Raw genomic sequence first — 6,271 nt, forward strand, 5'->3', positions numbered from 1 at the left:
GGAATCAAACATACATTTCTGTGGTTATCTCCTCTTGAAAGATGGTAGGCCCGAATAGCCATCAAACCGGCATATTCACCTTGTGCACCTGAATTAGGTTGTAATGTTGTGCCTTGAAAACCGGTAACAACATTTAACTGATGTTCCAGTTTTTTCAACATGATTTGATAGCCTTCGGCTTGTTCAACAGGAGCAAAAGGGTGAATGCTGTTCCAATTTGCCATTGATAGAGGCAACATTTCGGCAGCAGCATTTAATTTCATCGTACAAGAACCAAGCGATATCATGGAGTGATTTAGCGATAAATCTTTGCGTTCTAATTTCTTGATGTAACGCATTAACTGGGATTCCGAATGGTGATTGTTGAAAACATCGTGTTTCAAAAATGCGGACTTTCGAACCAAGTTTTCCGGAATCATTGAATCATTGGCTAATTGACTAATTTTAACATTTTCTTTACCGGTTGCTTCAGCAAAAATGGCAATAATTTGGTTGATATCATTCAGCGACGTAGTTTCGTTTACGGAAATAGAAATGGTTCCTTTATCTACATAAAAGAAGTTTACTTCGTGTTTTTCGGCTATTGCTTTCACTTTTACTGCATCAGCTTTTACCAAAATTGTATCAAAGAAAGCAACATTCGTTTGATAAACACCCAATTTATTTAAAGCATCAGCCAAAGTAACAGCAGAAGCATGTACTTTTTCGGCGATGTATTTTAATCCTTTTGGTCCGTGAAAGACGGCATACATTCCTGCCATAACTGCTAATAATACTTGAGCAGTACAGATATTGGAAGTTGCTTTTTCACGTTTTATGTGTTGTTCGCGTGTGCCTAAAGCCATTCGTAAGGCACGTTTGCCATTTGTATCAATGGAAACGCCGATAATTCTTCCGGGCATGGAACGTTTGTATTCTTCTTTTGTTGCGAAAAATGCAGCATGAGGTCCGCCATAACCCATCGGAATTCCGAAACGTTGCGTTGTACCAACCACCACATCAGCACCCAATTCTCCCGGAGGAGTTAATTTTACCAATGATAAAATATCGGAAGCTACGGCTACTTTAATTTCGTTCGCTTTTGCTTTTGAAATAAATGAAGCATAGTCATGAACTTGTCCATATTTTCCGGGGTATTGTAAAATTGCTCCGAAAAAGTCGGCAGAGAAATTAAAAGTTTCGTGGTTTCCAATCACCAGTTCAATACCAATTGGAGTGGAACGTGTTTGTAAAACCGAGATTGTTTGTGGTAAAACTTCTTCTGAAACAAAGAATTTGTGGGTGTTGTTTTTCTTTTGGTCACGTGTTCGGACATCAAATAAAAGAGCCATTGCTTCGGCAGCAGCAGTTCCTTCGTCTAATAAAGAAGCGTTAGCAATCTCCATTCCTGATAATTCGATAACAGTGGTTTGATAGTTCAAAATAGCTTCTAAACGACCTTGAGCAATTTCTGCTTGATACGGAGTATAGGCAGTATACCATCCCGGATTTTCAAAAATATTTCTTTGAATCACAGCAGGTACAATTGTGGGATGATATCCCAAACCGATGTATGATTTGAATACTTTATTTTTTTTACCTAACTCTTGAATATGATTTAGATATTCAAACTCAGTCATGGCAGGATCTAAGTCTAATTCTTTTTTTAGAAGGATATTGTCTGGTACGGTTTCATAAATTAACTGGTCTAAACTTTCAACGCCAATGGTTTTAAACATGTGTTGTAAGTCGTTTTGACGTGGACCAATGTGGCGTAATGCAAAAGCGTCTGTTTTCATGTATTTTTTATGGTAAAATGTGTGTTGTTAAATAAAATGAAAAAGAGAACTGAAATTCAGTATAAACTCGTTCAATTTTAAGGCACAAAAGTAATTATTACTATTGTAATTCTTCGTTAAACAAGGACTAATATTTTTAGAATTTTTCAACCGAAAAGGGGTTTTATTAACAGATGTGTTATTTTTGCTGCGTGATCAATTTAAAAGCAATTCTTGATTTTTATATTCGAGCTTCCATTCATGTGGCTTTTGCCATTTATTCGTTGGTTCATGTCACGGAATTGTCCTTACAATTACCTACCAATGATACGATTGCAACTACTGTTTTTTTTGGGACTATTGTCGGTTATAATTTCCTGAAGTATTTTGAAGCATTTCAAAAAGGAACCTTCGATTTAAAAGAAAACAGATGGCTTGTGGGACTTACTTTCTTTTCAATCATTGCCACCATTTTTTATTTTTTACAATTAAGTCATTCATTACAAGTTTATTTTATTAAAATTGGAGCAGTGGTTGCACTGTATCCTTTTCTGCGAAAATTTGGCTTTTGGAAATTGTTTTTGGTTAGTTTTTGCGTTACGGCTACCACGGTTTATGCATCGATATACTCACTAGCATCTTTTACTGCGGATGAACAGATTATTTTGTTTCAACGTTTTTTGATTGTCATTAGTTTGATGATTCCGTTTGAAATTTTAGACAGTCAGACTGATGATGCAACGATGAAAACACTGCCACAACGATTTGGAGTTTTTAAGACAAAATTGTTGGGAATTGTTCTTTTATTCCCATTTGTTATTTTAGAGTTTTTTAAAGTAAATTTTGAAATTTCAACAGTTATAATTGCATGCATTACTGCATTTTTCATCGGATTTACCACTTTCAAAAGAGATGAGTATTTTACTTCTTTTTGGGTGGAGAGTGTGCCGATATTTTGGTTAGTTCTTTTGCTGGTTTTCAGCTAAATTCTTCAAAAGTTTATTTCTTGTGTAAACCTGACAGGTTTTGAAACCTGTCAGGTGTAAATATCTACCCTCTAAAAACAATCCGTTCTTCCACTTTTTGCTGATTCGCTTTTCTTTTTCCTCTGAAAAATAAATACAAATTAATGAAAAGCATAATTCCCAAATAAATTGAAAAACCGCCAATTTTGCTGCTCAATTCTTCAATCATCGCTTGATAAGAATCGGTATATAAATACATTTCCATAATTAATAAAGCAAACCCAATGTTGAGCAAATAAAATCCGGTTTCAAATAATTTGTTGGTGGCTTTGGCAATTTCTTCGCGACCTTTAAAAATATCGATCATATAAATTAAACTGTTTTTAAACAACGTTTTTGAAACATAAACTGTTAAGGCAATTGCTATCGGAAGATAAATTGCGTAAGCGAGAAGTGTTTTTGTAGTTTCCATAGTATAAATATTAATTGATTAATTTTTTAATGTAAGTGGTAATCATAAAAATGTTGAAGTAATGCAGAATTCCAATAATAAAAAGAATGATTGATGTTTTATAAGCTATAATTCCAATTAGCTGGTTTATTGTCTCGATTTTCTCCCAACTCAAAATCGTAATCGCACAATACCCGAGATTCAGTAAATAATAGCCCAAGAATAAATTTTTATTTACTTTCTTGCATAACTCTTCGTGATTGGGAACCAATTGTGAAACAAATACATTACCGTTTTTGTACAAAATTTGGCCTACCACAAAAATGATGATGGCGGTTATGGTTAAGTAAATGGAGTAGGAGAGGATGTTGAGGTTCATGGTTAGAATAGTTTATAATATCCAATCAAATTTTGAATAAACAAAGCCGAATTTACAACCGCAAAAAGCACAAATAAAGAATTCATTCCATAGCTTCCGAATTTGAATAATTTTCTTTTCGGAATTTCATACATCGGATAATAGGCAATTTGAGTCGCTACTTTTCCCACCCAATAGGCCGCAATTAATCCTGTTAAAGCGACAGCCAAAGCAGATTGTTCTTTTAATTCATTTGTAAATAGAATAGCAATCAATCCAAATGAAAAGTTTAAACCTTGAATATATCGTCCATACGTTTTAGCAATTTCTTGATTCAAAGGTTTAAGTTGTTTTACATCATTATACCAATCAAAAACATGATGACGGATGTATGGATAAATTAAAGCTGTGAAAATTTGACCTATTCCACTAAGAATAATTAGCCAGTTTGGGATGTTTATAATCATGATTTTATGTTTTTTTGAGTGTAAACAAGCAGAGATAAATAAATGCACAAAATGGGTGGTATTATCCAAAACAGGTTAGATTTAGTTATTGAAATCCCGATAAAAAATAAAATCACGCCAATCAAATAACTAATGATATAATAATTTTTCAATTCTTTTATCCAAAAGAGTAAACCAACAACTACTTGAATAAATCCTGTTGCCATTGTTGAAACTAAAGCCATCATAAGAAAGGATTCATCAAATACACCAATTAGTGCAAGTATAATTGGTATGCCAATCGCAACAGTATTCAAAAACTTTAAATATTTCATCTTATCTATTATTTTAAACTTTCAGAAAAAAATGAAAGTTATTATTAAAAAAAATTATTTCATTATTTTCACAACCAATTTTGCCAACCAATTGTCTTTGTATTCAGTGATTTTATCCAAAACATTATCAGCTTTCAAAACAAAATCATACAATTTAGAGGTTTGATCTACAAAATGTTTTTCAGCAGCGGTTCCGTCTGATTTTAATGCGGAGACTTCTTTTAAAATTTTTAAGGCGGGTTTAATCTCGCGTTTGCTACGTTCTCTCGAAATTTTTACAGCCAATTCATCCAAATCTTTTTCAGCAGTAAAAAACTCTTTGCGTTCGCCGGCTTTGTATTCTTTATAAACAATTCCCCAATCCATCAACGCTCGTAAATTCATAGAAGCATTTCCGCGAGAAATTTGCAATTCATCCATAATGTCTTCCATCGAAATCGGTTCGTGCGAAACCATCAACAACGCATGAATCTGAGCCATGGTTTTGTTAATTCCCCATTGCGAACCTAAAGCTCCCCAGGTTTGAACGAATTTATTTTTTGCTTCTTTGAATTCCATGAGACAAAGATATATAAAAGTTTTTAAACTTTCAAAAAAAAATGAAAGTTTGTTAGAAGTTTTTAAAAAAGTATAATATTGGTGAATACATTCACTAAAAAATATATAAATTTGGTGAATATAATCACCAAATAATATATAAATTTGGTGAATAGAATTATTTTTGTACTTTTGTAAAAAAAGTAAAGCCATGATAAATAGGGATTTAACCAATATTGTAATCAACAAATTGCATAAAGGCAAAGCAATTGTGCTAATTGGGCCTAGACAAGTGGGTAAAACCACTTTAATCAATGCCTTATTAGCCGATAAAACCTATCTTTTTTTAGATGGTGACGATCATTCCGTGAGTGAATTGCTTTCAAATGCAAACACAGAACAGTTGCGGAGTATCATCGGAAATTATAAATACATTTTTATTGACGAAGCTCAACGCATACCCAATATTGGGCTCAAACTGAAAATTATAGTAGACCAAATCAGAGATGTTCAAGTGATTGTATCGGGTTCGTCAGCGTTTGATATCAATAACATAACGCAAGAACCCTTAACAGGCAGAAAGTTTGAATACCAACTTTTTCCCGTTTCTTGGAACGAATTCGAGCAAAATGTAGGTTACGTAAAAGCACATCAACAACTGGAATTACGCATGTTATATGGAATGTATCCCGATGTTATCAATAATTTCAGTAACGAATATGAAATTTTGAAAAACTTGGTTTCAAGTTATTTGTATAAGGACATTTTAGCTTTGGCCGGCATTCGAAAATCTGATGTTTTGGAGAAAATTCTTCAAGCTTTGGCTTTGCAAATTGGTAGCGAAGTGAGTTATAATGAAATTGCACAACTCGTTGGAGTAGATAAAAATACAGTCAACACTTATATTGATTTGTTGGAAAAAAGTTTTGTTGTTTTTCGTTTGAACAGTTTCTCCAAAAACATTAGGAATGAGATAAAAGCCAATAAAAAAATCTATTTTTACGACACGGGTGTGCGAAATATGGTCATCGGAAATTTCAATGCATTGGCTCTCCGTCAAGACAAAGGTGCGTTGTGGGAAAATTTTATGATGGCCGAACGAATGAAGCTTTTGTCTTATTCACAAAGCCTTGCCAAGCCTTATTTTTGGCGAACCACTACCCAGCAAGAAGTGGATTATATCGAAACCAATGCCGATGCCGTTAGTGCGTTTGAATTCAAATGGGCAAGCACCAAAAAAGCGAAATTACCAAAATCGTTTATAGAAGCGTACAACCCGAGTTTTAGGGTGGTGAATCAAGAGAATTTCAGGGATTTTTTGAAATAAGTTTTGGGCGTTCCCATCCGCAAGCTACGGGTCAGGCTTTTCGTTACAAGTCCTCGCAAAAAATGCCATTTTCTATAACCCAAAAAGAGCTTCCT

The 6,271-nt window shown here is 33.8% G+C and carries 7 protein-coding genes and 1 pseudogene; 2 read left to right on the plus strand and 6 right to left on the minus strand.

Features of this window, described 5'->3' with window-relative positions; genetic code table 11:
- Positions 1 to 1,778: pseudogene (locus ACIQ2Z_RS12190) on the minus strand (glycine dehydrogenase (aminomethyl-transferring)); the annotation flags it as partial.
- A 173-nt stretch (positions 1,779 to 1,951) separates the two neighbouring features.
- Here ACIQ2Z_RS12190 and ACIQ2Z_RS12195 point away from each other — a divergent pair.
- Positions 1,952 to 2,743: a hypothetical protein gene (locus ACIQ2Z_RS12195; protein ID WP_396184441.1), complete on the plus strand. Its 792-nt coding sequence runs from the start codon at positions 1,952 to 1,954 to the stop codon at positions 2,741 to 2,743.
- Between the two features lie 64 nt (positions 2,744 to 2,807).
- Here the strand turns inward: ACIQ2Z_RS12195 and ACIQ2Z_RS12200 are convergent, their stop codons facing one another.
- Genes ACIQ2Z_RS12200 through ACIQ2Z_RS12220 form a run of 5 tightly spaced genes read right to left on the minus strand, consistent with a single transcriptional unit; the run spans position 2,808 to position 4,870 of the window.
- The gene (locus ACIQ2Z_RS12200; protein WP_396184442.1) at positions 2,808 to 3,194 is read right to left on the minus strand and encodes a hypothetical protein; all 387 of its coding nucleotides are present in this window, start codon (positions 3,192 to 3,194) and stop codon (positions 2,808 to 2,810) included.
- A 10-nt stretch (positions 3,195 to 3,204) separates the two neighbouring features.
- Entirely contained in the window at positions 3,205 to 3,552 is a 348-nt protein-coding gene (locus ACIQ2Z_RS12205; RefSeq protein WP_396184443.1) for a hypothetical protein, read from the minus strand.
- A 2-nt stretch (positions 3,553 to 3,554) separates the two neighbouring features.
- On the minus strand, positions 3,555 to 3,998 hold the full coding sequence (locus tag ACIQ2Z_RS12210) for a hypothetical protein (RefSeq protein ID WP_396184444.1): 444 nt from the start codon (positions 3,996 to 3,998) through the stop codon (positions 3,555 to 3,557).
- Positions 3,995 to 4,312 (minus strand): hypothetical protein, encoded by a 318-nt coding sequence (locus tag ACIQ2Z_RS12215; RefSeq protein WP_396184445.1) that lies wholly within the window; start codon positions 4,310 to 4,312, stop codon positions 3,995 to 3,997. The genes ACIQ2Z_RS12210 and ACIQ2Z_RS12215 overlap by 4 nt, the downstream gene beginning before the upstream one ends.
- A 54-nt stretch (positions 4,313 to 4,366) precedes the next feature.
- Positions 4,367 to 4,870 (minus strand): GbsR/MarR family transcriptional regulator, encoded by a 504-nt coding sequence (locus tag ACIQ2Z_RS12220; protein ID WP_396184446.1) that lies wholly within the window; start codon positions 4,868 to 4,870, stop codon positions 4,367 to 4,369.
- 190 nt (positions 4,871 to 5,060) lie between these two features.
- On the opposite strand from ACIQ2Z_RS12220, the gene ACIQ2Z_RS12225 reads away from it, so the two are divergent.
- Positions 5,061 to 6,176, plus strand: coding sequence for an ATP-binding protein (locus tag ACIQ2Z_RS12225; protein ID WP_396184447.1), 1,116 nt, complete (start codon positions 5,061 to 5,063; stop codon positions 6,174 to 6,176).
- Positions 6,177 to 6,271: the final 95 nt, after the last annotated feature.

This window comes from Flavobacterium sp. (genome assembly GCF_044361015.1).
Lineage (GTDB): Bacteria > Bacteroidota > Bacteroidia > Flavobacteriales > Flavobacteriaceae > Flavobacterium.